The organism is Lysinibacillus sp. A4 (assembly GCF_024919535.1).
Classification (GTDB): Bacteria; Bacillota; Bacilli; order Bacillales_A; family Planococcaceae; genus Lysinibacillus; species Lysinibacillus capsici.
This window is the reverse complement of sequence record NZ_JANWTB010000014.1, coordinates 56,166-79,589: the sequence shown is the minus strand read 5'-3', so window position 1 is coordinate 79,589 and position 23,424 is coordinate 56,166. Positions and strand designations below refer to the sequence as shown.

Annotated in this window: 22 protein-coding genes; 8 read left to right on the top strand and 14 right to left on the bottom strand. The window is 37.6% G+C overall.

From position 1 onward, the window contains the following. Positions 1-70: 70 nt before the first annotated feature. The 4 genes from NY607_RS21695 to NY607_RS21680 form a co-directional block, all read right to left on the bottom strand. Positions 71-1,546 (bottom strand): hypothetical protein, encoded by a 1,476-nt coding sequence (locus NY607_RS21695; protein WP_131522179.1) that lies wholly within the window; start codon positions 1,544-1,546, stop codon positions 71-73. A gap of 199 nt (positions 1,547-1,745) precedes the next feature. Then, positions 1,746-2,300: an HPP family protein gene (locus NY607_RS21690; RefSeq protein ID WP_131522178.1), complete on the bottom strand. Its 555-nt coding sequence runs from the start codon at positions 2,298-2,300 to the stop codon at positions 1,746-1,748. 198 nt (positions 2,301-2,498) lie between these two features. Beyond that, the gene (locus tag NY607_RS21685; protein ID WP_131522177.1) at positions 2,499-3,857 is read right to left on the bottom strand and encodes an acetamidase/formamidase family protein; all 1,359 of its coding nucleotides are present in this window, start codon (positions 3,855-3,857) and stop codon (positions 2,499-2,501) included. An 84-nt stretch (positions 3,858-3,941) separates the two neighbouring features. Then, complete coding sequence (locus tag NY607_RS21680; RefSeq protein ID WP_048390761.1) at positions 3,942-4,556, bottom strand: PH domain-containing protein; 615 nt, start codon at positions 4,554-4,556, stop codon at positions 3,942-3,944. 215 nt (positions 4,557-4,771) lie between these two features. Here NY607_RS21680 and NY607_RS21675 point away from each other — a divergent pair, with 215 nt between their 5' ends. Both NY607_RS21675 and NY607_RS21670 read left to right on the top strand, forming a co-directional pair. Further along, entirely contained in the window at positions 4,772-5,494 is a 723-nt protein-coding gene (locus tag NY607_RS21675; RefSeq protein WP_131522175.1) for a response regulator transcription factor, read from the top strand. Continuing rightward, positions 5,491-6,876 (top strand): sensor histidine kinase, encoded by a 1,386-nt coding sequence (locus NY607_RS21670; protein ID WP_237899073.1) that lies wholly within the window; start codon positions 5,491-5,493, stop codon positions 6,874-6,876. The genes NY607_RS21675 and NY607_RS21670 overlap by 4 nt, the downstream gene beginning before the upstream one ends. 105 nt (positions 6,877-6,981) lie before the next feature. Here the strand turns inward: NY607_RS21670 and NY607_RS21665 are convergent, their stop codons facing one another. From NY607_RS21665 to NY607_RS21635, 7 genes are all read right to left on the bottom strand, one after another. Then, complete coding sequence (locus NY607_RS21665; RefSeq protein WP_004233888.1) at positions 6,982-7,341, bottom strand: YxeA family protein; 360 nt, start codon at positions 7,339-7,341, stop codon at positions 6,982-6,984. A 1-nt stretch (position 7,342) separates the two neighbouring features. Further along, complete coding sequence (locus NY607_RS21660) at positions 7,343-9,211, bottom strand: ABC transporter permease (RefSeq protein ID WP_259420349.1); 1,869 nt, start codon at positions 9,209-9,211, stop codon at positions 7,343-7,345. Beyond that, on the bottom strand, positions 9,198-9,965 hold the full coding sequence (locus tag NY607_RS21655) for an ABC transporter ATP-binding protein (protein WP_054548905.1): 768 nt from the start codon (positions 9,963-9,965) through the stop codon (positions 9,198-9,200). Before NY607_RS21655 ends, NY607_RS21660 begins: the two co-directional genes overlap by 14 nt. 150 nt (positions 9,966-10,115) lie before the next feature. After that, complete coding sequence (locus NY607_RS21650; protein ID WP_131522172.1) at positions 10,116-10,592, bottom strand: glutathione peroxidase; 477 nt, start codon at positions 10,590-10,592, stop codon at positions 10,116-10,118. 14 nt (positions 10,593-10,606) lie between these two features. Then, the gene (locus tag NY607_RS21645) at positions 10,607-11,941 is read right to left on the bottom strand and encodes an FAD-dependent oxidoreductase (RefSeq protein ID WP_131522171.1); all 1,335 of its coding nucleotides are present in this window, start codon (positions 11,939-11,941) and stop codon (positions 10,607-10,609) included. 13 nt (positions 11,942-11,954) lie between these two features. Continuing rightward, on the bottom strand, positions 11,955-13,100 hold the full coding sequence (locus tag NY607_RS21640; protein WP_131522170.1) for a VanZ family protein: 1,146 nt from the start codon (positions 13,098-13,100) through the stop codon (positions 11,955-11,957). A gap of 151 nt (positions 13,101-13,251) precedes the next feature. Continuing rightward, positions 13,252-13,539, bottom strand: a complete 288-nt coding sequence (locus NY607_RS21635) for a DUF6509 family protein (RefSeq protein WP_131522169.1) — start codon at positions 13,537-13,539, stop codon at positions 13,252-13,254. A gap of 156 nt (positions 13,540-13,695) precedes the next feature. Here NY607_RS21635 and NY607_RS21630 point away from each other — a divergent pair, with 156 nt between their 5' ends. Next, positions 13,696-14,871: an alanyl-tRNA editing protein gene (locus tag NY607_RS21630; RefSeq protein ID WP_259420348.1), complete on the top strand. Its 1,176-nt coding sequence runs from the start codon at positions 13,696-13,698 to the stop codon at positions 14,869-14,871. A 388-nt stretch (positions 14,872-15,259) separates the two neighbouring features. On the opposite strand, the gene NY607_RS21625 is transcribed toward NY607_RS21630, so the two are convergent. Together NY607_RS21625 and NY607_RS21620 are read right to left on the bottom strand one after the other, a co-directional pair. Continuing rightward, positions 15,260-15,430 carry a hypothetical protein gene (locus tag NY607_RS21625; RefSeq protein ID WP_259420347.1) on the bottom strand — a complete coding sequence of 57 codons (171 nt, stop codon included), beginning with the start codon at positions 15,428-15,430 and terminating at the stop codon, positions 15,260-15,262. Between the two features lie 22 nt (positions 15,431-15,452). Continuing rightward, positions 15,453-17,450, bottom strand: a complete 1,998-nt coding sequence (locus NY607_RS21620) for a methyl-accepting chemotaxis protein (RefSeq protein ID WP_259420346.1) — start codon at positions 17,448-17,450, stop codon at positions 15,453-15,455. 329 nt (positions 17,451-17,779) lie between these two features. Between NY607_RS21620 and NY607_RS21615 the strand changes: the two genes are divergently transcribed. From NY607_RS21615 to tatC, 4 genes are read left to right on the top strand one after another with little or no spacing between them, the layout of a single operon-like run. Then, on the top strand, positions 17,780-18,529 hold the full coding sequence (locus NY607_RS21615; RefSeq protein WP_054548901.1) for a gluconate 2-dehydrogenase subunit 3 family protein: 750 nt from the start codon (positions 17,780-17,782) through the stop codon (positions 18,527-18,529). 13 nt (positions 18,530-18,542) lie between these two features. Then, on the top strand, positions 18,543-20,255 hold the full coding sequence (locus tag NY607_RS21610; RefSeq protein ID WP_054548900.1) for a GMC family oxidoreductase: 1,713 nt from the start codon (positions 18,543-18,545) through the stop codon (positions 20,253-20,255). A gap of 28 nt (positions 20,256-20,283) precedes the next feature. Further along, complete coding sequence (gene tatA, locus NY607_RS21605; RefSeq protein ID WP_048390784.1) at positions 20,284-20,487, top strand: twin-arginine translocase TatA/TatE family subunit; 204 nt, start codon at positions 20,284-20,286, stop codon at positions 20,485-20,487. 11 nt (positions 20,488-20,498) lie between these two features. Then, positions 20,499-21,344: a twin-arginine translocase subunit TatC gene (tatC, locus tag NY607_RS21600; RefSeq protein ID WP_131522163.1), complete on the top strand. Its 846-nt coding sequence runs from the start codon at positions 20,499-20,501 to the stop codon at positions 21,342-21,344. A gap of 14 nt (positions 21,345-21,358) precedes the next feature. Here tatC and NY607_RS21595 read toward each other — a convergent pair whose 3' ends face one another. After that, on the bottom strand, positions 21,359-22,174 hold the full coding sequence (locus NY607_RS21595; RefSeq protein WP_131522162.1) for a metallophosphoesterase: 816 nt from the start codon (positions 22,172-22,174) through the stop codon (positions 21,359-21,361). Between the two features lie 515 nt (positions 22,175-22,689). Between NY607_RS21595 and NY607_RS21590 the strand changes: the two genes are divergently transcribed. After that, positions 22,690-23,397, top strand: a complete 708-nt coding sequence (locus tag NY607_RS21590) for a response regulator transcription factor (RefSeq protein WP_131522161.1) — start codon at positions 22,690-22,692, stop codon at positions 23,395-23,397. Positions 23,398-23,424 lie beyond the last annotated feature (27 nt).

Here is a 23,424-nt window from a genome sequence, read left to right as displayed (position 1 = left end):
AATTCTATGGATGTTTTGTTTTTCAACACTATGAAAGGTGTCTAATACTGTGACGTATTAGACACCTTTTTTATACATACGCACTAATAAACATACGAAGGCTTTCAAAGTGATCATCTATTAGTAGATATTTTTTGTAAATCTCCATTAACTTTTCAAAAAGCTCGTACTGCTCTGTTACAAACAAAACTCTTAAAATATTTAACATATGCAGGGAGGCACTTTGTGCTACAACATAGTATGGTGCATTTGGTTGACGATAATTGCGTCGCCACTCTTCCACAGACAAGCCAATATGTTGTAGAGAGTTATTCACATGAAGTGCTATATCCTGTTGAACATATGCTTCAATTGCAATAAGCTGTTCACTACTAAAGTTTTTTTGTACTAATGAAGAATTAATTTTTTTATTCGATGCTAAAACATGCTCTTTTAATAAAAGTAAGCCATCCTCATAACGTGCCATTTTTACATAATGCTCTAGTAGAATGGCATATAAATTTTCTAAATAATTTAACTGATAATTTTTAATAATGGCAGGTGGTGTTGGTTTACGATTTGGTAATAGCTCTTTATACTCTAGTAATATTTCAATGGCATAATTATTTATTCGTTCATCCTCTAATAAATATTCACCATAATGTATAACGTTTTCACTCTGCTGTTCTCTATTTGCTATATGAAATAAAATATAGGCAATTAACACTTTTTCCTTCTCTGATAGTGCATACATTGAGTAGCGCCATTCCGCTTCAAATGAGGTAATAAACGATTTGACACGATTAAAATCACCTTCTGATAAGCAATAATGAGTAACAATTTGATAAAGACGTAACTGTTTCTTTGCCAAACAGCTAGCATTATGCTTATCCACATGAGTTATACACTTATCCAGTATCGCTTTATAGTTATTCACAAAGTTATCCACATGTTCACAATTTTCTCTCACAGAATGCTCGAAATGTCCCATTATTTCATAAAGAAATGTGAATTGCTCTAAAGGTTTGTGGATAAGCAGTGAATAAACTTTTTTTGTGAAAAGCCAATGCCAAAAAGATGCATGCTCTTTATACATCATATGCACTAAATATTCATCTTGAAATTTATATAAAATAATTGATTGTAGCTCATTAACTGGCATAGCTATTTGCATTCTTTTCCCAAAGACTAACCAAATTAATCGTTCTAAGTCTATTGTATGTTGTGCAAAAAGCTGCTCAAAAAAAGTATCTTTACCTTTTTGTGTATAGAAAAAAGCACTGAGACGCTCATTCACAAATTTTGAATCTAAGCCATATTTGTCAAAATATATTTGCATTTCTGTTGATACATGACCCCAATATTTACGTGCTGTGGAAAAGGCAATATTCTTAGCCGTTTCTTCGTTTACTAAAAATAGATTGGGTGAAAGTGAAGTACCAAGTATTTTTGGATCTTCTTGCAGATTTGACTCTGCCTCCAGCCAAGTTGCTAGTATATTTTCAGCACCCTTTTTACTTCTTTGTTTATAAGCCATGAATAATTGCTCATCACAGTCCAACAGCATAAAAATGGATCCTCCCATCAATTTCTACCAACAAAGATCTTCCCCTATCATTCAAATACATGATTTTTACACTCTTTCTTCAATATAACAAATCTTAACTAACATATGCTAAAAAAATATGGGTATGCATAGCAAAAACGTTAACAAATATAAAAAACCATCTATATAAGTGAACACACTACATAGATGGATATCATCTTTACCAAAACAACGGATATTTTCTTTTTTCTCGTAAATTATTGATCAACAAACCGAAAAATACAATGATGATTGCTCCAATTAATACAGGGGTTAGTAAATAACTCCAACCATAACCTCCTAAAATAATAATTATAGGATTGGCGCCTGCTGGAGGATGGATGACCCCTAAAAAGGCCATAAAAAATATAGTTAATCCAACACCAAGACTAATAGACAATATATTGGAGCCTAGTAATGAATACATGGCCAACCCGATAAATGCCGAAATGAAATGACCTCCAATTATATTTCGAGGCTGGGACAAAGGTGCATTCCAGACGACAAATATAAGGACACAGCTACCGCCTAATGATGCCATTAACCATGGTGAATCGGTAAGGTTAGTTAACCATAGCAACACAAAAATGCATATTAACCCTCCCAATGCTCCAGTAAAGGCATCAGCGAAATTTGTTCGAGAAGGAGCATGACCTCCTCCTCTCATTTTTAATATAAAAGGTTTTATACTATTCTTTTTCTCTATTTTGTTTTCTACACCTATAATTTCTGTCATTAGACACCAACTTTTCTCATCTATACTCATCTATTTTATATAAGGTCCTGTTAATCATTGTTAAACTTTAACTATTATATCAACACAACAATAGATTTCAATCCAAACTTCAAATTTCAGACAAACATTTACTTATCTGACTTGTAGCTCATACAAAAAAGCAAACTTTTAAAAGTTTGCTTTTTCAAGAAATCATTATTAGTCATATTGTTTTTTAATAGTTTTATATATTCTTACCTTTTTCAATACAGTTTTAGGTACTTGGAAAGTGGCTGTAACAACCCCTGGATGGCGTCCGATTTCAATGGAGCCTGTGATAGTTGCTCTGTTTAAAACCTCTGGTTCGCTCATCTCAAATAGCTTCGCAGCTCGACTAATCGCGTTATCAGTCGCCTCATTTAACGTTTTACCAGAACCAACCACTGACACTGGGAATGCATCCTCTACCTGCTTAACACCAAATTCCTCCGCTAGCTCACGTGCGCGACGTTTTTCTTCCTTGGTAAAGGGCTTTGCTGTATAAGGTAAGTCTTCTACGTTTGGTAGTAAAATTGGGCCTTCCAAAGCTACTTTCTTCAATACCTTAACTTGAAGCTGCACAATACCCGCTACATCGGTTGTATGTCCTGCAATCTCGCCGTCCCCTTGCATAGCATGCATGTCTCCAATATATACACCACCGCCTGGTACCTTGACTGGACAAATAATAGTCGCACCTTCTCGTACTCGGCTGATATCCATATGTCCATCGGTACGATGTAAATCCAATTCTTCTTGAGTAAAAGCATATTCATGTGGTGCTCCAATTAAAAATGAACCAAAGTCACCTGCATTATGTGAATCAGGCATCGCTTTAGAAGGGGTTGTCCCAAGCTGACCTAAAAATGGTCGCATTCTCGCCAATACACCTACTAAGTCGCTTGGAGCCAATGCAACAACAGGATTTTGTACAGCGTTTTCAGGTGTTCTCATGTAGTTTCTAGCATCAAGTGCAATTCGTCTAGCACCCTCTCGCCCAACAGTTACACCCATTTGCCCTTTATGATCTAGTGCCATCGTATAGCCGTTTGTCATTTTAAAGGGTGCCGTTTCTGTATCACATGTAGAACATCGAATTGCATGTGGGCCTATTCCTTTTACAACTGTGCTTGGATGAAGCTTGCCACAGCCTGGACATTTTACAGAAACAAATGGATCACCAATGAATCGATCTACAATTGCTTCATCATGGCCAGACGAAGTTGCAAGAGATGTGACCTGAATAGATTTAATTTTTATAACAATGGCGTCTCCCACCTCTGCTCCTTCTACAAACACGGGCTTCGTTACTTCATGTCCTCCACGAATAGTAGGAGTAAGCATGGGTCCCCAACATCCAGGTGTTGTATTGGCAATAATCGTTCCACCATCCTTAAGCGGCCCTAACATCTTCTGTGATGGATCTAAAATACCATCAATAAACTCATTTACGAACAATGTTTCAGCGGCTTGAGGTTGCTGTATAAAATCATCACTTTCTACTTCTTCTTTTTCTAGCACATGCATGTCGTTTGTCATTTTCTAATCACGCTCCTAGAATAATTTTTATGTATATCGTTATATGTTAAAAATGCTCTCTACACTTGCAGAGAGCTATTTTTATCAATTGTTCATATATAAATCAAAAATATGTGAGAAGTCTTCTTTTTTATACTTATCTTTATGATCGATCATCCAAGTATTCGCAAAGCTTGTAATTTCTTTGAATGACGACGCAGGAGATATATTGTCATTGCCAATTCGACCAAGTGATGATGATGCTATGTTTAAACTTTTTTCCGCTACTTCTAGCTTATAAGCATTGTTCTTTTGTTCATAGCTAATGGCATGTAGTGCTTTATATAAATCTTTAATGTCATCAATAAAGCGTTTATGAATGTCGATGGATAGTGGGGAATTGCCGATTGTAAACTTAATTTCGACATCAAGGTCGATTGTTCCTGCTGTTTCGAGAAAAACTTCTGTCACAGTATACATTGAGTAGTCATAGCGTCGCAGTAATCGTTTCTTGCTCATAGCACTTTCGCCATCTACATGAATAATCGCACGATTTGTAAAGCAATACTCATCTGCCTTCGTTTTAATTAAAAAGTAAATTTTTTCATCAATTTCATGTAAGATAAAATCATCTGCATCTGTCTTATCATAGTCCTCTCTTGGCACAACCACACCAATATCTGAAAGTCCAAGTGCATCTGCTGCTATTTTTTTAAACATCGTCATTCCTCCTAATTTGTCATACTCTTTTTACGCTTTAGAATCTGTAAAGGTTTCATCAGGTATTGATTTATATAAAAAATGTTCTTCTTCTCTTGTAGAATAAAAACATTTACTGGTTAAGCTATATAACCCAACATTTCCTCTTTTCTATACATTTCATTTATAATAATTGTCAGTAAAGATTCTTCCAAATCGAAAGGTCGTGTGAACAAGTGCAAGAACCAACCATTTTAGTAGTGGATGATGAGGCAGATTTAGCGAATCTACTAAAAGTAAGTTTACAAAAAGAGGGCTACAAACAAATTTATACAGCTGGTACCATTCACGATGCTTGGACAAGCTTTCAACAAACAACACCCGATATTATACTTCTAGATGTCATGCTTCCCGATGGTGAGGGCTACGATTTATGTAGACGTATCCGTGAAGTATCCCATGTCCCTGTGCTCTTTATGTCTGCTAAAAATGAGGAAATTGATAAAATTTTAGGACTAGCCATTGGCGGAGACGATTATATTACAAAACCTTTTAGCCCGAAAGAAGTAGCCTATCGTGTGAAGGCGCAATTACGTAGAGCTGGCTATCAAACACAAGATACCCTAACGAATATTGTTGAAAAAGCACTCCAAATTGGGCCATTTCAGTTGAATGCCGATGAAACTGAAGTGCATAAAAATGGCGTATTATTGGAGTTAACAGCTAAGGAAATTGGATTAATGGCGTGTTTTATGCACAATCCCAATCGAATCTTAAGTAAAGAAACATTGTTTGAACGTGTATGGGGAGAGGATTTCTTCGGTTCCGATAACACTGTTATGGTGCATATTCGCCGATTGCGTGAAAAAATTGAGGAAGATGCCTCTAATCCTCTATATATCACAACGGTAAAAGGACTTGGCTATAAGTTTGTCATGCCAAAAGAGGCACAAGAATGAAGTGGAAATTAACCGCTCGCTTTCTCCTTTCTGTACTTTCTATCGTCATCATTGTTATTTTCGTCAATACAGCTATCTTCATGGGACTCCTTACTTATCGGCTAGCAACTGACTCTGAAGGCGTTTCTGCCACCAAAGAGGAGCACTTTGTGCGGGAATTTCAAAAATATATCGAGTTAAAAAATGGAGCAACCTCCATACGTGCAGACGGAATCGAAGAATTGCATCAAAGAAATGCTTGGATACAATTGCTTGATGAAAATGGTCAAGTGATTGATGCTCATTTTGCACCAGCTAAAGCACCATTGCACTATGCACCTATCGACTTAATTCAAGTATATAAATATAAAGAATTCGATTCTGATACTACGGTGTATATCGGCAGTAAGGATTCCATTAGTTATTTAATCGGTATTAAAGGTAGCGGTGTTACAAGGTTTGTTACGCATGTTTCTGGCACATCACTTTTACAGTTTATAGGGAAATTTGGCCTGTTCATCGTAATTGCGGACTTGTTAGTAGCTACATTAGTAGGGTGGCTTTTTGGTCGCACATTAACGAAACCTCTTTATGCGATGATAGATCGCATTCATCATTTAAAGAACCATGATCATACGTCTATTAAGTCTCCTGGTGGTGTCTACAAGCCGGTTTTTGAAAACTTAAATGAAGTATCACGAGAATTGGCAGCCCATGAACAGGAGCGAAAGAGACTAGAGATTATGCGTGAAGAATGGATTAGTAATGTCTCACACGATATGAAAACACCACTTGCCTCTATTCGAGGTTATGCAGAACTATTGAATGATGCACAAATAACAAATACTGAGCAAATGGAGTATGCTCGAATCGTAGAAAAGCAATCATTGCATATGCAAAATCTGCTGGATGACTTAAATTTAACGATGCGTTTAAGACATCAACAGCTTCCACTTACACTAAATGAAGTGAACATGGTGCCTTTTATTCGAGAGATAGTGATTGAAACATTAAATACACCACAATATGAACAAGCTAATCTTATGTTTGAGGCGACAACCGAGAAAAGTCTGCATCAAATCGATGAACATTTTATGCGCAGAGCTATCATGAACTTTTTACACAATGCATTGCTTCATAATGCTCCCGATGTATCTGTCCATGTGTCTGTTGATGAGCATACTCTTACAATTTCTGATAATGGCAAGGGAATAGACCCAGAGGATCTAGAACATATTTTTGAACGCTATTACCGAGGCACAAATACAGACAATACTGCTGGGACTGGTTTAGGTACAGCTATTGCTAGAGATATCATTGAGGCCCATGGAGGAACAGTGACCATCACCTCGGAAAAAGGAAAAGGTACATGCGTTATTATTGATCTACAAAAGGAATACTAAATAAATAAACCAAATTTAACCAGTTGGATTTAAACGCTAAATACTTTGCACTGAACTTTCGTGTGGAAAAGAAGGAGTCTCAAAATTTGAGACTCCTTCTTTGTGCTATTTCATTTGATCCTGCACTTTAGCAGGTAATTCATGGAATTTTACCTCATCAAATGAAGTAACTTCTGTTTCCTTTTTCACGTAAAGCTTTAAATATGCATCCTGGCGTAAATTTTTATGAGCGGAAAACTTTAATGTTTTCTCTTCCCCATTTTTATCGTAAGTAGGTAGCTCGTACCAATACATTTTAAAGATTTCACCACTATCTGCTTTATACTCCTCTACCTCACCATCAGCCGTGATATGAACATAGTAGGTATCTTTATTTAAACGGTTAAAATCTACAGTCATCAATACAATTAACCCTGCTACGAATAAGATAAACAATGCACCTATTCCGAAAAATACTTTTTTCATATTAATTCCCCTGTCTCACTATTTTATAAAACGAACGAACGGTAAAGATATAATAAATAAAGTAAATAGCTGAATAAGCAATCATCCACAAGATGACTGGTTTTGTAATATTCATGTTAAATAGCTGTGAAAATGCTAGTAATGCAAACACACTATGTGCAATACCCACAATAAGCGGCGCACTAAAGATAACAGCGACCTGTCCTGCTACTGTCTTTAAGATTTGCTTACTATTTACACCAATTTTATTTAAAATAGCATATTTTGACTGATCTTCTTCGGCTTCCGTTAAAATTTTGAAGTAGATAATACTGCCTGTTGCCGCTAGGAAGACCAATCCTAGGAAGCTTCCCACAAACAGTAGAGCACCAACTGTTGCTAAACTATCCTCATAGCTTTGCGGTACACTAGAAAATGATTCTTGTTGTTCAGAAGACAACTGCTGGTAAATGTCTTTCGACACGTCCTGTTGTTTCAAATCATTGTCCAATCCAACAACCTGCATCATAATCTCAGCGGCATCAGTAGCTTTAAACTCTTGATCATTCACAACGAGAACTGTTCCAGCTGCTATAAAGTTTAATACGCTTTCCGTGTACATCTTCTCTACATGGAAGGAGTCTCCGTTTTGTAGCTTAAAGTCCTCACCTGTAAAATCATGTGAAAATCGTTCATCATAGGCTGCATCCAGTAAAACCGTAGAGCCCTCTGGAATGTGTAGCTCTTTATCCTTGCCTTGTAATTTCGCTAAGCGATTATAGTCCGATTCCTTAAGTAATGTATATTCGAAAAATGAGAATTCATTATCCACACGTAAATTTTTCACAGCCAGTGCTTCATTATATAAGACATCCTGTTGTGAAAATTCTACTGTCTCGCCTTTCCACATAAATGTGTTTGGCAGCATCTGACGTACAGAAGCTTCTGCATTATAATACATACCGAAGACACCGCCACCTGCTGTAATCGTAGTGGCACTTAAAATTGCAATGATTGACAACGATTTGGCATTGGCTCGAATACGATACAATAGCTGAGAAACACCGATTAAATTTAAACCCTTCCAGGACCATGATGTTGCTTTCTTTAATGCTGTTAATACAAAGACACTCACACTATGGAATAGAAGGTATGTCCCTGCAATTGTTACCCCTATAACCATTAATGGCGTACCTAATACCGTAAAGAATCTCCATATTTCACTCGTAAACATATCAGAGGCAGCTGTATAATAACCAAATGCAATAAGTACAGTGCCAAGTAAAGCAGCTACTAATGATGCACGTGGAATTTGCTCTCCCTGTTTGTCTGCATGGAATAAATCAATTAGTTTAAATTGATAAATCACACGGTAACCTTGTAAGGATGTGAATAAAAACAGTAGTGTAAAAATGCCCGTTGTATTAATTAGCGCCTCCATTGAAAATGTCAGGCTACCAACCACTTCATAGCCCATTAAGCGTACTAGTATCATTAATAGCCCTTGGGACATAAAGAAACCTAGAAGGATACCAAACACAAGAGAGACAAGCCCTATGACTAAATTTTCAAAAAAGAGCATTAAGCCAATTTTTTGCTTACGTACACCTAGTAACGAGTAAAGGGCTACTTCCTTTTTCCGCTTCTTCATAAAAAACGAGTTGGAATAGGCCATAAAGATGACAATGAAGAACAGAAGTACGACTGACGAGGCACTCATTAAACCTTTAATTTGTTGTGACGATTGCTTTAAGGCTGAAAGATCATCATTATATTTGAGCGTCACAAATGTAAAGTAAATAACGATACTAAATACCATTGAGGCAATATATAAAAAGTAATTCGATAAATTGCGTTGAATATTTTTACGCGCTAAACTAAATAACGTCATTTACTCCACCCCCGATGCTAGATAGCACCTGCAAGATCTCTTGGAAAAATTGCTTCCTCGTTAGAGTCCCACGTTGAATTTCCTTAGATAGCTGTCCATCCTGAATAAATAGAATGCGCTGGCAGAAGCTAGCGGCAAAGGCATCATGTGTAACCATCATAATCGTTGCGGCTTGAGATTGGTTTAAATCACTTAAGCTTTCTAATAAATCGGTTGCAGATTTTGAATCTAGCGCACCTGTAGGCTCATCGGCAAAAATTAGTTTTGGTTCTGTCACTAATGCTCGCGACGAGGCTGTACGCTGCTTTTGCCCACCTGAAATTTGATAAGGATATTTGTTTAACAAATCACTAATTCCAAACAATGCAGCAATTCGATCAACTCTTGCATTAATAGCCTTTGTCGGCATTTTTGCAATCGCTAGTGGTAAAACAATATTTTCTCGCACTGTTAAAGAATCGAGCAAGTTATAATCCTGGAAAATAAACCCTAAATTGTCTCGACGAAAATCCGCTAATTCAGCATCCTTCATACGTGCCAAATTAGTATCTTCAATAATAATTTCACCAGTTGTTGGCGTATCAATCGTTGCTAATACATTAAGAAGCGTAGATTTTCCAGCCCCAGAAGGACCCATTACCCCAACAAACTCTCCCTTTTCTACTTCAAATGATATATTCGATAGCGCTGTAAAAGTATTTGCGCCTTTGCCGTAATTTTTCCCAACGTTTTGTACCTTTAATAATGGCGTCATATACGCTCACCTCTTCTTTCTGACTTTAGTATACGACCTCAAACTTACAGCAAATTTGTCGCAAACTTACAGCAACCTTAAATCATCTGCTTTTTGAAATGTGTAGACAAAAAAAGATTCATACACAAACTGTGCATGAATCTTTTTAATCTATTGTGCTAATACTTTTTGAACATCTTCCTCAAAGCTACTTGGCTTATCTGCTGAAGCGTATCGTCCAACAACCTCTCCATTACGGTTTACAAGGAATTTTGTAAAGTTCCATTTAACACTATTGCCTAAAAATCCTTTGGAGTGGGAAGTAAGATAATCGAAAATAGGATGTGCTTCTTTACCATTCACCTTAACAATCTCATGCATGGGAAATGTCACACCATATGTTAATCGACATTGGGAGGCCGCTTCTTCAGCTGTCGCTAGCTCTTGTTTAAATTGATTGGATGGGAAACCAAGTACAACCAGACCTTGCTCCTGATACTTTTCATAGAGACCTTCTAATTCTTCAAATTGTGGTGTAAAGCCACATTTGGAAGCTGTATTAACAATTAGCATCGGCTTTCCTTTATAACGTTCAAGGCTATAGATAGTACCATCTTCTAAAGTTACATTAATATCATAAATGCTCATCTCTCTACCTCCTATTATAAACGTCCATTCATTCTTGCCACCTGCTGCAAAGGGTCCCAAACACCATTGAATGGTGGTGCATAGGCCAAATCTAAGTCTAGCAAATCAGGTAAGGTCATTTTACTATATAATGCTGTCGCAAACACATCGATACGCTTATCGACTCCCGCTGGTCCCACGATTTGTGCACCCAATAACAATTGATCACGCTTGCGAACGACCACTTTTATAAACATACGTTGTGCACCTGGATAATAGCCGGCTATGTGGCGTGCAGATAATTTAAATGCCTCATAGTCAAAACCAAGCTCTTTAGCATCGCGCTCATTAATACCTGTTGTAGCAATAGTTAAATTGAAAAATTTTAAAATAGAAGTGCCCACAATTCCTCTAAACGGGGCAAATTTGCCTGACATGTTGAGACCTGCTAAACGGCCTTGCTTATTGGCAGTCGTTCCTAAAGGTATATAATCTAAACGTTCTTTCACAATATTAAAGTGAGTTGCACAATCGCCAGCTGCATAAATATTTTCAAGGGAAGTCTCTAAATGGCGATTTACAATGATCGCTCCATTTTTTGCAAGTGCAATCCCAGTATCCTTTAAAAACTGTGTATTTGGTTTTATGCCAGAAGCGACAATGACTAAATCCGTCTCTAGAACGCCGTTATCTGTAATCACACGTTCCACTCGTTTATTTCCTTCAAAAGCTTCAACGCTCGTATTTAATAACAGCTCTACATCGGTCTTTTTCGCTTCCTCATGAACATGCTGAGCAAGCTCTTCATCTAAAATACGAGCCACATGACTTCCGCGCTGAATAAGTCTTACCTTTTTCCCACAGGCTTGTATGGTTTCAGCCATTTCTAAACCAATATAGCCACCACCTATGATTGTTACCTGCTCAATCTCTGGTGTTAAATCTGCCATCAAATCTTCCAGTTGAGGAATTGTTTTTACCGTATGGATACCATCTAGCTCATTCCCCCTTTTCACAGGCATGACTGGACTAGCCCCCGTTGCAATAAGAAGTTTATCGTAGGCAATCTCAAATTTATCGCCACTTGCTTGTGTACCTGTAATAACCTTCTTCTCTATATCTACATTCTCTACCTCATAGCCAACTCTTGCATCAATGCCATACTTATCTCGAAAAGTTTCGACATCTCTTGCAATTAGACGTTTGGTTGATGAAATACGACCATCTACAACATAAGGCAATCCACATTGCCCATATGAATAAATAAAACCACGTTCTAAAGTAGTTATTTCTGCTCCTGGAACATTCCGATAGATTTCCATTGCTGCAGACATACCTGCAGCATCTCCCCCAATGATGACGTATTTCATTCTACAAGCCCCCTTATTTTTTCCTTGTTGCCATTAAATCTGCATATTGATCGATATACAAACGTCGTTTTCCACCACTTACGATGACCCGTACCACATGAATAGCTATTATCATTGTAAGTGCAAAACCTGCTATTGCAGCAAGTAGAGAAATGACAATTTGTAGAACATAAAATGGTGAATCCATATCTAATTGGATGTCACCTAATGTTGTAATGGCTTCTGATAAACACAAGGTAGCGATAATAGCAATACAACGACGCCATGATTGCTTTACAATACTTTTGCCATTCTTGTTGACCATTGTAAAACGCATCACCTTCATACCGAGTGTTGCACCATTCATCATACTTGGTAACACCCCAAAGAGTACCACGTACAGAGCCATTTGCACTAAGAATTCAAAAGTACCGCTATACCCTGTCAGAACACCAATAATCATCCAAACTGATTGGACGATAAATAAATCAATGGCCAAAGCTAATAAAATAGAAATCGGCTTAACAATATCATTTTTTTCCATTTCAGCAGCTTTAGCCTCAACCTCTTCATGAGAGGGGAATAATGCCCAAACAATTGGTGCTAAGAAGAAACCTAGGAGCGCACCTACACTGTTTAGTAATAAGTCATCAACATCAAAGATTCGGTATGCACAATTAAAGATGCCATATATGCCTGTTCTTTGTGTGACCTCATAAAACAATGTTAGCAAAAAGCTAATTAAAAATGCACGTTTCCAGTACCTTCTTTCTTTAAGAAAATATCGCAAGTAAACGCCGAAAGGCATTAGTAGTAAGAAATTAAAGAAGGCTTGAAAAAATGCCTGTTGTTTTGTGATAGCAAGCCATGTAGATGGATTTGTTACTACAACGCCACTATCCTTTAAAACATCATCAACAAATTGAAAAAGTCGCAAATTAGTATGAACGGTGTCCGCGGATTGAAGTGAGCAAGTATCTCTTGTAGACGGAAATGGTAGTAATACTAAACAAAGCGCAGATAAAAAGTAAAAAATAAATGAGAACATGATAATGGTTTTGGACATCGATAAGTATCCATACTTACGATACGTATAAATCAGCCATGGTATAAAAAGTACAAAGGATAAAATAATGGTTATGAAAAATGCTATAAAAATGGATTGCGTGTACGTTGACATAGAAACACCTCTCTCTTTAAATTGCCCTATTTTCTGAACACTAAAACTAAGTTTAGTCCTTCAATACGACATGTATATTTCATCAAGCTTACATAATCCTTAATTCAATAAAAAAACAGGTAAAGAATATTTACTCTCTACCTGTTACTTACTATGCTTTCGCTATTTCTTCTTTACAGAATGTCAAAATTCCTTCTAGTTCATCATCCTCTAATGCAAAGTCTAAATATTCACCTTCAGCCTTTTCCATGATGAAGTAATTTAATATAAATGGTTCTTCGTCTTTTTCACCAATTAGGACACGAATTTCAATGCCAGCTTCGTGATAAAGCTCATCCTCTTCATCAATTTCTACATCCAGAATAAATTCATAACGCTTACCTTCAATAATATTTGTTGGGTCTAAAATTTCTTCCATTGAGAATTGTGTAATTTCCATTATATTTGCTCCTTTTTCTTTAGCTGTTCTTTTCTATATTAAATCAATTTCAGCATGGGTCAACTAGAAAACCCGTATACACTTGTAGTTAATTATGCCACAATGAAATGGAATTAATTTAGAACTAAATTTCCCTACATACAAGGAGGCTTTTTCATGAAAGAGCTATTATATTATCAAGACGTTATGTTACAAGAGTTTGATGCAACTATTATTAGTAAAGGAACTGACGAATCCGACCGTCATTATGTTGTACTATCGAACACCGCTTTCTATCCAACTGGTGGTGGTCAACCTCACGATACAGGTACATTGAATGCGTTGGAGGTCATAGATGTTGAAAAAGTGGATAATGAAATTCGTCACTATATTGAAGGTGATCTATCGACTTTAGATGGTGTGGTACATGGCAAGTTAAATTGGCCAAGACGATTCGATCATATGCAGCAGCATGCTGGGCAACATATTTTAACAGCTGCTTTTGTAGAGCTTTTTAATGCGCAGACTGTAAGCTTTCATCTAGGCAGTGAGCAAGTAACAATTGATCTTGCTATAGAAACGATTTCTGAGCAACAGCTTGCAGCGGCAGAAGCAAGAGCCAATGACATTATTCTAGAGAACCGCCCCATTCAAACTATCTGGGTTACAGAGCAAGAGCTGGGCAACTATAATCTTCGTAAAGAAGTTGCAGTGACGGGAGACATTCGACTTGTGATTATCCCTAATTTTGATTACAACGGTTGTGGTGGCACTCACCCTACATCCACAGGGCAAGTTAGTTCCATCAAAATATTAGGGACTGAAAAAATGAAGGGCAATGTGCGCGTTTCTTTTGTGTGTGGTCAACGCGTTTTGACTGAGCTTGGCATGCGGAAAAAAGTATTAGCGGACGTTGCTCGTCAATTAAGTGTCCCTGAGATTGATGCTGCCACAGCACTTACAAAAGTTTTATCTACTCAAAAAACTACAGAAAAAGCACTCGCTGCTGCGAAAGAGGAATTACTCACGTATGAAGCAAAGGCACTTGTTAATAGCGAAGGTGTCGTAACGGCTGCTTTTAATCAGCGAACAATGCAAGAGCTACAAAAAATAGCCCGTATGATTGTTACGGAACAGAAAGATGTAATAGCTCTACTTGTGTCTGAAAATGAAGGCAAACTACAATTCGTTGCAGCAAGAGGTAATAATGTTTCAAAAAGCATGAAGGATGTTGCCCAAAAGGCACTGCCTCTTATTAATGGTAAGGGTGGCGGAAGTGACCAAATGGTACAAGGCGGTGGCGATTGCACCGTTTCGAAAGAAGAATTACTAGCAGCGATGCAAGACGCTTAGTTGCATTATAATAGAGGAGCTGTTATTAAAAGACGGCTCCTACTATGTTGTTGAAAAAAGAAAATGTCGCTAGCAGAAAAAGACTTCTTGACTAGGCGAGGGGTTGATTTCCGTTCCGCCAGTGTCCTTTCCAGGGGGCGTCCGATGAGTCGCTTCACTCACTTACGTTCGCTCCAGTGTCTCATCTGTGACTAAATCCCCTAGGAGTGACACTGACTCCACTTCAATTAACCATTCTGTAAAAGTGGCTTTTCCTTATCTTTCATACAGTCGTTGTGAACAAAATAGCAAATGTATAATTCGAGAAAGGATAGACTCTTAATTTCAATGGGAGAAATGATGATGATTGACCACACCTCTCCATAAAATGAGTAGTGAACACCTTCAATTAAGCCTTTGCTAAAAAGGTAACATTTTTATGAGGTGGAGTGGATGGATACCTGACTTCTGTGGGATAGCGAGACAGACGATCCCCTGTATGGAGCGGTAATCCATCTTCACCTTTCACAAAAATTGTATGAAGGGCTTTGTTTTTCAACACTCTGAGAGGAGCTGTCATTAATAGACAGCTCCTCTCTAATTTAATATTTAAATTTTTGAATGGCTTCATATAAACGTTTTGCCATTTCTGATAGTTTTTCAGTTTGATTGTTCATTACTGCTACCGTCTTCAACTGTTCCGCTGTTGCATCTGTTACCTCATGCACATAATCACTTGCCGCATGTGCAGTAGCTGCCATTTCTTCCATAGACGCGGAAACTTCCTCCGTATTGGCAGACATTTGTTCAGCTGAAGCATTCATTTCTTCAATTTGACCTGCTATTTCTCCTACTGCTTGAACCATTTCCTCGAAGCGTTCTCCCACTGCCTCAATAGAAGCTAAACCACGCTCAACATTATCTTCACCAAATTCAGCTGCGTTTACTACTTCTAATGTATAAGATTGAACTCTTTCAATGAGCACATTAATTTTAGTAGCTGATTCTGCTGTTTGCTCCGATAGCTTGCGAACTTCTTCTGCTACAACGGCAAAGCCTTTACCAGCATCTCCTGCCCGTGCTGCTTCTATAGAGGCATTCAATGCCAATAAATTTGTTTGATCGGAGATATCGGTAATCATTTTTGAAATTAAGCTAATTTCTTCTGACTCTTTTTCTAGCTTGTGAATAATTGATAGTTCATCTGTTGTGCCTTGCTGAATCTCATTCATACGTAAAACGGATTGTTGAACTGCATGATTGCTTTCACTAATTTTCTGGGAAATAAAATCTGTATTACAAGCAATTGTGGAGGCAACTTCAGCTACATTTTGTATCCCTATCGCCATTTGTTCCATTGCTGAGGCACTTTCCTCTGCCATCACAGTTTGGCTTTGTGCCCCTCGATCTACTTCACTTATTGCACCAGCAATTTGCTTTGAACGCTTTGTTACTCCATTTACATCTCCCATTAAATCACACGCAGCTTCATTCACTGCCGTTGCTTCTTGACTCACTTTGGCTATCATTTCCCGCATATTATCAGTCATGCGATCTAATGCACGTGCCATCGTTCCCATTTCATCAATACGTTTCAAATATTTTTCTGGAATTTCCTGTGTAAAGTCTCCTTCCGATAAGCCCTCACTAATGCGAAGTACATGTCGAAGTGGTCTACTAACAGAGCGAGAAATGGCAAATGAGATGCATAGCCCAAGTATTGAAACTATGATCGTAGTGACAATGAAGTTCGCCTTAAGCTTAGAAAGCCCTGAAAACATCTCATCTTCTAATGCGATAACCCCCATTTTCCAACCATTATCGAGGGTATGATAGCCCATTAGACTAGTTCCTGTATCTTCCGTTTCAAAAGAAAAATAACCGTTATCATTAGCAATCATTTCTTTAGCAGCCATTGCTCTGCCTGTCTTGATACCTGTTTCGTCTGCTTCCTTAATTGGATTGTATTGCTCCTTCACATACGAATGATTATTATGTCCAATAATTGTTCCGTTAGCATCTAACATAAATGCATAGCCACTGTCTCCAACCTTAATGCCTTCTACAATTTTAGATAGGTAATAGCCGTCAATACGTGCTAATAATAAAGCTTTTTCACCTGTCACTGTGTCAATTGGAGAAACGATTAAAATGACTGGTTCACCTGTTACACGACTAATCGTAATGTCAGACATGACAGACTTACCAGTAAAACCTTCTTTTACGTAATCACGATCCCCTAGATCAGCTGTTGTATCATCCAGATAATGGGCAACTCCATTAGCATTGACAATGCCAAAACCTAAGTAATTTTCATTACTGGCAAGACGTTTCGATAGATACTGCTTCTGCTTTTCAAAGTCCATGCTCCGAACTGCCTCTTGCTCTGCAATGGCTTCCACCTCCACTAGTGTTAATTGGAAGTGTTCTTCTATATATTGGGAAACATCCTCTGCTCTAGATACCAAATTAGATTCCACTTGCTCATTCACAGCTTTTGTACTATTTATCCAAGTAGATAGCCCAAGCGTGCCACATGTTACAAATACAAGAGCTATAATTGCAACAATTAATTTACCACCAATACCTTTTAACCACATTTCTCTTTTTCTCACTTCTTCCATTTTTAGCTATACAATCCGCATATTTTTGCATAACTTCAGAGTAAAGTCACTAAAAGTAGAAGTCAACAAAAGTTTTCCAATATGATTAATAAATGTATAATAATACCATTTACACTACCTTTATAGTGCTAACAATTTTCTACAAAATTTTCAATTCATAGATCCCCCTTGTCATTAAAAAGGAGAGTACACCATGCTAATAGAGGTAATTAAAACATTTTCCAACAAAAATTGATTATAATTCACATTTTTTGCTGATTATTAAAGATAGGATCCGTTTAACACATTTTGAGGGGAGGATTTCCATGAGTTCAGACAAAAATAATGTTTCTCGTCGAGACTTTTTAAAAACTACAGGTATTGCTGCTGGTACATTAGTCGGTGGTGGTTTAATTGGAGGATTAGTTGGTTACAACATCCATGGTAAAGGTACTTCTACCCTAGAGCATGGTGGTCATGAAACAACGAATGAGGCCACAGGCTCACCAAAAGCTAAGATGTTCTTCAGAAATGAAAAAGATTTTAGTATCTTATCAAAGGCCACAGAACGTATCTTCCCAGAGGACGATTTGGGACCAGGAGCTATTGGTTTAGACGTTCCCTATTTTATCGATCATCAACTTGCAGGAAATTATGGAAGTAACTCTAAAGAATATATGCAAGGTCCATTTGATGTTGGTGCCCCAACTCAAGGCTATCAGAGCCGTTTAACGCGAGCGGAAATTTTTAGACAGGGTATTCAAAAAATGGAGGATGAAGCACAAAAGCGTTATAAGAAAAGCTTTAACGATTTAGATGGCAAACAAATGGATGAAATATTAACTGCCTTCCAAAAAGGTGACATAGAAATGGTTGGGGTTACTTCCGCGTTCTTCTTTACATTATTACGAGCAGCTACATTAGAGGGAGCTTATTCTGACCCTATGTATGGAGGAAATCGCAATATGGATGGCTGGCGTATGAAGGGCTTCCCTGGTCACCAGATGGCTTATATTACACAAATAGAAGATGCCAAGTTCCAAAAAATTGAGCCTAATCCATTAGGCAACCACTAAGGGGGGATACAAAATGGCTAAAACATTACCGAGTGTAGACGTTGTAACAGTTGGTGTAGGTTGGACTGGCGGTATCGTCGCTGCTGAATGTGCTAAAGCTGGCTTAAAGGTAGTCGGTTTAGAGCGAGGTCAAAAGCGTGGGACCGAGGATTATTTAAATGTTCATGACGAATACCGTTATGCCATCCGATATGATTTAATGCAAAATCTTTCTAAAGAGACCGTAAGCTTTCGTAATGATCGCAATATGAAGGCATTACCAATGCGTCAGCTTGGCTCCTTCTTACTTGGAGAGGGTCTGGGTGGATCAGGAACACATTGGAATGGAATGACTTATCGATTTTTACCCTATGATTTTCAAATTAAGACATTAACAGAAAAACGTTATGGACCAAATAAGCTTGGACCAGATTATCTGATTCAGGATTGGGGATTAACATATGATCAGCTTGAGCCCTATTTCGATAAGTTCGAGAAAACAGCTGGTATTTCGGGTGATGATAAAAATAAATTTAGTGGAAAGCGTTCGAATCCCTATCCAACACCGCCTATGAAAAAAACGCCTATGCTTGCACAATTCGAAAAAGCTGCAACAAACCTGAAGCTAACACCTTATATGGTTCCATCAGCTAATGTATCAGAGGTTTATAAAAATCCAGATGGCGAAACAATCAACGCTTGCCAATATTGTGGGTTTTGTGAACGCTTTGGATGCGAATATGGTGCAAAGTCGTCCGCAGAAATTACTGTTGTCCCTACAGCCCTGAAGACAGGGAATTTTGATTTACGCTTTAATTCCAATGTTGTTGAAATTTTAAAGCAGGGTAACAAGGCTACAGGTGTAAGATATATCGATACTGTTTCGGGAGAAGAATTCATTCAGCCAGCTAATGCTGTTGTTTTAACTAGTTATGTCTTTAATAATGCCAAGCTATTAATGGTCTCTGACATTGGTGAAAGATATGACCCTACTACTGGCAAAGGAACACTTGGCAGAAACTATTGCTATCAAATTTTGCCTGGTGCTGCTGGGTTCTTCGAGGAACAATACAATACATTTATGGGTGCAGGTTCGTTAGGCATGTGTATAGACGATTACAATGGGGATAATTTTGATCATAGTGATTTAGATTTTATTCACGGAGGTAATATTGCACTTACACAGACAGGTACGCGACCAATCGGCTCAAATCCAACTCCGCCTGATACGCCTACTTGGGGACCAGAATTTAAAAAGCAATCTATTTATTACTATACACGTTCATTTGGGATTGGTGCGCAAGGAGCATCTATGCCACATAAGGAAAACTATATATCACTGGACCCTACCTATAAGGATGCTTACGGGCTGCCATTAACTCAGTTAACATACAATTTTACTGATCAGGATCGAGCTCTTCATAAATATATCTCTGCACGTGCAGCTGACATTATGAAGGAAATGGGTGCAAAAACTATTGTCCCTAACGCGGAAATTACCGATTACAATATCGTACCTTACCAAACAACGCATAATACAGGTGGTACGGTGATGAGCTTAACACCAGAGCAAGGGGTTGTGAATAATTACTTACAGCACTGGGATGTTGATAACCTTTTCGCAGTAAGTGCAGGCAACTTTGCACACAATAGTGGTTATAATCCAACAGGCACATTAGGGGCACTTGCCTACCGTTGTGCTGAGGGAGTCATCAAATACAGTCAATCAGGTGGTTCATTAGTATAAAAAAATTATTCTAAAGGAGGCAAGACTTATGGGAGGTCTAGGAGCAATTGGAGTACCTGGATTAATCATTATTTTAGTGATTGTATTAATTGTATTTGGCCCAAAAAAATTACCAGAAATCGGTGGAGCGGTTGGCAAAACGTTTGCAGAATTTAAAAAGTCTACTAAGGGACTTATGGATGATGAAGATGATACCGTGAAAAAGGTCGAAAAAAAATCTGATGCTTCGTAGGAGGGTTTCCTATGGATCCATATGAAGACGGAAAAAGAAAATATTTAAGCCCTCTAGATAAACCACAAGCCGAGCCTCCAAAGCCAGTGGAGGCTTTAGTTGAAATACCTACGGTAGCAATTGAAGAGGATCATGTGTCAGATGAACCCCTGATACCTGTTACCTCATTATTGGAGCATCTTAGTGATTTACGTAAGCAAATTATCAAAGGGTTAACGGTTTTTATTTTATTTTTCATTGTTGTCTTTTCTACTATTAATATTTGGTTTCCATTCATAACGCGAGGTCACTCACTCGTTATTTTAGGACCACTAGAAGTAGTTAAATTTTACATGACGATTTCAACAACTTTAGCTTTTGGTCTTGCAATGCCTTTCCTCGTCCACTTTCTTTGGAGCTTTATTAAACCAGGCTTAAAAGAAGAGGAAAGTCGATTTTTAGGCCTCTATGCACCAATCATGTTAGTTCTATTTTTAGTAGGAGTAGCTTTTGGCTATTTCGTCGTTAACCCACTTAGCTATACATTCTTAGTAAGCATTGGGGCTACCAATTTCGATGTCATGGTATCAGCAAATGAATATATGCACTTTTTAATCATGACTACAGTACCGCTTGGTCTATTATTTGAGTTACCGATTGTTGCCCTATTCTTATCAGCCATTGGTGTACTGACTGCTGAATCCATGAAAAAAATACGAGGCTGGTCTTATATCACAATGGGCGTAGGCTCCGCTGTTATCACGCCACCAGACTTTATAAGTCAGTTACTCGTATTAATACCAATGATTATTTTGTATGAAATAAGTATTTACCTCGTTAAACGTATAGAACGCAAACAAATTGAAAGCACTGCGTAAATTTTACGCAGTGCTTATTTTTTCTTTAGATCCATCACAATAATTTCTGGTAGATTAAAAATGCGATATGGTACTGAGCTATTACCCAGCCCTCTACTAACTACCATTTTCGTCGCGCCCGCTTCGTAGACACCAGCTGTATATTTTGGGAACAGACCCTGTCCTGGTGCAACAAGTCCTCCAAGCCCAGGAATACGAACTTGCCCACCATGCGCATGTCCCGAAAATACTAAATTTATGTGATAATTTACATACGTATTAAATATTTCTGGTCTATGTGCTAGTAACAACTTAAACATATCGTCTGGCAAATTGGCCGTTGCTATGTCCAGCATATCTTCTGTTGTTCTACCCATTAACGGATCCTCAATACCAACAATCGCCAAGCGCTCCCCGTCGCGCTCTAACACGGTCGATTCGTTGGCCATAATATGTACCCCTAACGATGACAGCGCCTCATAAATTTCATTCACCTTATTCGTCGCTACCTCATGGTTTCCTAGTACATAATAAACATCCGCTATTTTTACTAGTCCTTCCACTGCTTGTAGACTTTGTTTTAAATTATAGCGATTACTATCGATTACGTCACCTGTGATAAAAATATAATCAGGCTTTGTATCTTTTACCTTAGCAATCAATTTTTGTTGCTTGTCACCAAAGACAGCGTCATGTAAATCCGAAACTTGTACAATGCGTAGCCCATCAAAGCTGTCAGGCACACTTTCTGATTCAAACACATGCTTACTTACGACTAGCCAGTGATTGTTTACGTACAAAAAAATGACTATAAAAACAACAAAGAAGATCCCATATAATAATTTTTTCAATCGCAATCGCTCACTTTGTGGCTACTTTTTTCAGAAATATTTCTGACTTTCTTATTATAAGCAAAAAACAGAGTGATTGTAAGTATATGCACTTTAAATACACAAAATGCACAAATACACTGAGCTTTAAATTTTTCTCATTAGCTTATGATACACGGTTTAATCTATTTTTTGTTAACTATTGCATGCTATACTATGGGTAGAAAGGCATATTTTATTATCCACTCATAATACGCCACGATTTGGGAAATGCATCTCATTTACTAAAGTGCGAGAATACTAATAAACTTAAATCAGTTAAAGGAGAAAAAATTGCTGTACTGTAGGTAATGATCCAATTAGATTGGACGGTATATGGTGTTTTACCACCTAATAAATTACATAATTTTCAGAATTGAGTGATTTCAGAGTCCAGCTTCCATCGCTACATGCAAGTAGAAAATTGATGAAGAAAAATTATTTAAAGCCAGTTACGCTACATAATATTCTAAATTTAGATGATAAGAGGTGAAAAAATGTTAAAAGCCATCATAGTAGATGATGAAATTTTAGCAATTAATTTATTAGAAGCCACGTTACATGATAATAGCGCTGTTACTATTATTGGAAAATTCATAAATCCACTAGAAGCTATAGCAAACATTCCTACACTTAAACCTGATATTCTTTTTTTAGATATAGATATGGCCGAAATGAATGGTATTGAATTTGCTAATAAGATTGCAAACTTTCCTTTTTTAATGGACATTGTATTTGTCACTGCCTATGAGCGTTTTGCAATAGAAGCTTTTAATGTACAGGCTGTTGACTATATTTTAAAGCCTATTGAGAAAGAGCGTTTAATGAAGACAATCAAGAGAATATTCATGCGTAGAAAGCAATTTCAAGTTAAAGCTGCTGTACACCACATAGAGGAAGATGCTCATATAATAGAGGATTTTCACTTTCATGTTCATTCTGGAAGAGTATATATCGGTAACACAGCATTAGCCCTATCTACAAAGGAATTTCAAATTTTTTTCTTTCTAGCACAACGACCAGGACAAATTTTTCCCCCATCAGAGCTGTATAAGCTTATTTGGGCAGAGGAAAGTATCGGGCATACACAGGCATTGAAGGTTCATATTAGTAATTTACGAAAAAAGCTAGAATCCGTTGCGGGCCATAGAGCAAAGATTATAACAGTGAGGGGTTCGGGATATAAATTCCATTTCGAGCCATGAAAAGAAGGGCACTGCGATTACATTATG